The 3102-nt window shown below is 74.9% G+C and carries 2 protein-coding genes; both read right to left on the minus strand.

Annotation, left to right across the window (positions count from 1 at the left end; genetic code table 11):
* Window positions 1-954: beta/alpha barrel domain-containing protein (locus BKE38_RS23175; protein ID WP_076959597.1), on the minus strand; the 954-nt coding region annotated here is incomplete at its 3' end.
* A gap of 90 nt (window positions 955-1044) precedes the next feature.
* A partial coding sequence (locus tag BKE38_RS23180) for a glycosyltransferase (protein WP_131829700.1) occupies window positions 1045-3102 on the minus strand: 2058 nt, incomplete at its 5' end.

Below are 3102 nucleotides of genomic sequence, written 5' to 3' on the forward strand. Positions count from 1 at the left end.
GGCGACGGGGGGGCGGGCGGCGAGGGCCAGCAGCAGGGTCAGCGGCGCGAGGCGGCGGGCCGCCGCCACCTCCCGCACCAGCGCCAGCCCGTCGGAATGCAGCCCGGCGAAGCCCATGCCGGCATCCTCCGGCGCAATCTCGATCGGCCCGAAAATCGGCAGGATGTCGTCCTGGGACATCCGGCCCAGCGCCACGAAGTCGCCCGGGACGACCAGCCCGGCGCGACGGGCGGCCAGAACAAAGACCTCGGTCGCGGCATTACCGGCGCTGCGGCCGACGCCGCGCAGCGTGCAATCCACCGTCGCCGCCCCGGCCTCGATCGCGGCCAGGCTGTTGGCGACGGCCAGGCCCAGATTGTTGTGGCCGTGGAAGGCCAGGCCCACCGCCACCTCGGCCCGCGCGGCCGCCACCATGGAGGCGACCTGGCCGGGCAGCAGGGCGCCGGCGGAATCATAGAGGCCGATATGCTGCGCGCCGCCCTCGGCCATGCGCAGCGCCGCGCGGGCGAAGCCGTCCGGTCCGACCATGGAGGATTTCAGCAGGCTGGCATGGGTCTCGAGACCGAGCCGCCGGCCCTCGGCCAGATAGGGCAGCGCTTCCTCGGCGCGCAGGATGTCGATGCCGACGCGCAGGATCTCGAGGCCGAGATCGGCGCCGCGCCGCAGGTCGTCCAGCGCCGCGATGCCGGGGAGGGCCAGCGCCGCCATGCGCGCCCGGTCCAGCACGCCGCGGCCGGCGCGCAGATAGGCCTCGTCGCTGTCGCCATTCGGGAACAGGCCTTTCGCCGGGGCGCCGAGCCCCAGCCCGTGGCCGAGTTCCACCACCGGCATGCCGGCGGCTTCCAGCCCCGCGGCGATGCGGGCGGTCTCGGCGGCGGAGAAGCCCTTGGGCCGGCGATAGGCACCGTCGCGCAGGGTGCAGTCGATGATGCGGATCGCGCGGAAGTCGGACATTGCAGCACCCACTTTCTGTGGGGCGCCATCGCGCGGCGCCTGCCTCTCCTTCCTTCTAGGGCGCGTTGGTGAAGATTGGCTTTCGCGGGACTAATCGAGCGACCAGTGGCGGCGCAGATCGGCGCGGTAGCCGGCCATGGCGTCCTGCGGCGCCTCGGGGCACTGCGCGGCGATCAGCGCGTGCAGCCGGGCGATCTCCTCCAGATGACGATCCTTGGCCAGGCTGGCGGTGACGCTGTCCGGATGCTGGCGCTGCCGGGCCAGCGGCCGGGCGCTGTACTGCACCCGTCCGCTGCCCAGGCAGGCCGCGAGGTAAAGCCGCCAGTCACCGGCGCAGGTGAAGGCGAAGGCCTCCTCCCCCGCCACGGCGAAGGCGGCGCGCAGCGCGTCGCGGCGCCAGAGCACGGCGCTGGCGGTCAGCACCAGGTTGCGCGGCGCCAGGAAACGCTGGGCGAAGTCCCGCCCTTCGAAGGCGCCGTCGCGCAGCAGCCCGGCATCGCCGAGCGCCGCGGCATAGGGCTTGCGGTCGGGCGTCAGCAGCCTGCCGGCCGGATCGACGGCGCCGCTGTCGCTGAAGGCAAAGCCGGCCTGCGGGTCGGCCGCCAGCTTCGCCGCCAGCACTTCGAGGAAGCGCGGATCGGCCAGGTCATCGGCCTCGGCGATCCAGAGCAGCGGCTGCGAGGCCAGTTCGGCCGCGCGCTGCCATTGCCGGGAGACATTGCCGGAATTCTGCGGGCAGCGGACGACGCGGATCGGCCGGCCGGCGGCGGCGGCGAGGCGCTCGGCGACCGCGACGCTGTCATCGGTCGAGGCGTCGTCCAGCAGGATGATCTCGGCCGGCGCCAGGGTCTGGGCGAAGATCGATCCCAGCCGGTCGGGCAGCCAAGCGGCGCTCTGCCAGCTCGGGACCACCACCGAGACGGCGGGCAGCCCGTCGAGGGGCGTGGCGGGCGCTGGATGCAGGGCCTTGGAAAAAGCGTTCAGCCGGGCATGGCCCTGGGCGCGGTCGGGCAGCAGCGCGGTGCCGTCGGCGAAGCCGTTCCAGCTGTCGACCAGCAGGAGCCCGCCGCTGGCCTCGGCGCGCTCGGCCAGGCTTGCCAGCCAGTCGTTGAAGGCGGCGGGTGTCGCACCACGCAGCAGGCGGCCGGCGCCGGGGCAGCGCGGCTCCTCGTCGAGATTGGGCAGGGCACAGCGCAGCCAGGGCCAGTCAGGCGCGCCCTGGCGCAGGGCGGCGGCCAGCGCTGCCTCATAGGGCGCCTGCGGCAGCGGGGCGGCGGCATCGAGCCGCTGGCCAGGCGGCGCCGCCGGCAGGCCGATCTGCCCGCCCAGCGGCGGCGGGATTTCCACGGCGCCGTCATAGCCGAGCGGGCGGGGATCTGCCGCCTCCCGGCCCTGGGCCAGGAACAGCAGCGGTTCGGCGCCGAGAACAGCCGCCAACGCCTGACGCAGGGCGGGGACACCCTGCGGCGCCAGCCCGTCGCGGGCGACCAGCAGCACCGGCCGGCCTTGCAGCCGCAGGCAGCGCGGATCGGCCAGGAAGGTGGCCAGATGGTCGGGGAAGGGATCGGTCTGCGGGATGCGGCCGGCCAGCCAGGGGTCGCGCCCGTCGCTCCACAGCGGCAGCCAGAGCAGGCCCGGCGCCTGCGGCACCTCAATCCCCGGCGGCAGCGGCCAGGGCAGGCAGAAGCCGGCCAGGCCGGCCTGGACCGCCAGCGCGGCCTGCGCCGCCAGATCCAGACGGGGGGCGGGCAGGCGTGGCTGGATCTGGTCCTCCATTCGCGGCAGGGCGGAGGCCAGGAGGGTTGCCTCGGCCAGGGCGTCGCCGCCGGCCGGGGGCAGCAGCAGGGCGAAGCTCCTGACGCGCGGCGCCGTGCCGGAGGCGGGGGCGAAGGGCTCTTCCGCGCGGATCGCGGCGGTCTCGGCGAGGCGGGCGAAGAGGTCACGCCGTAGTCCGGGCACGGGCAGGCCAGCCGCCGCCAAGGCGCGCCGGGCCGAAAAATCTTCTGACGTCAGATGTCGGGGGAGGGGGCTGGGCGGGGCGGCGGTCAGGATCCGCTGCCAGCGGCCGGCCTCGCCGCGGGCCTCGGCGATCAGCAGCGCCTCGGCATAGGGGTCCTCCGCCATCTCCGCCTCGGGATAGGCTTCTTC

The organism is Teichococcus deserti (genome assembly GCF_001982615.1).
In the GTDB taxonomy this organism is placed as follows: Bacteria; Pseudomonadota; Alphaproteobacteria; order Acetobacterales; family Acetobacteraceae; genus Pseudoroseomonas; species Pseudoroseomonas deserti.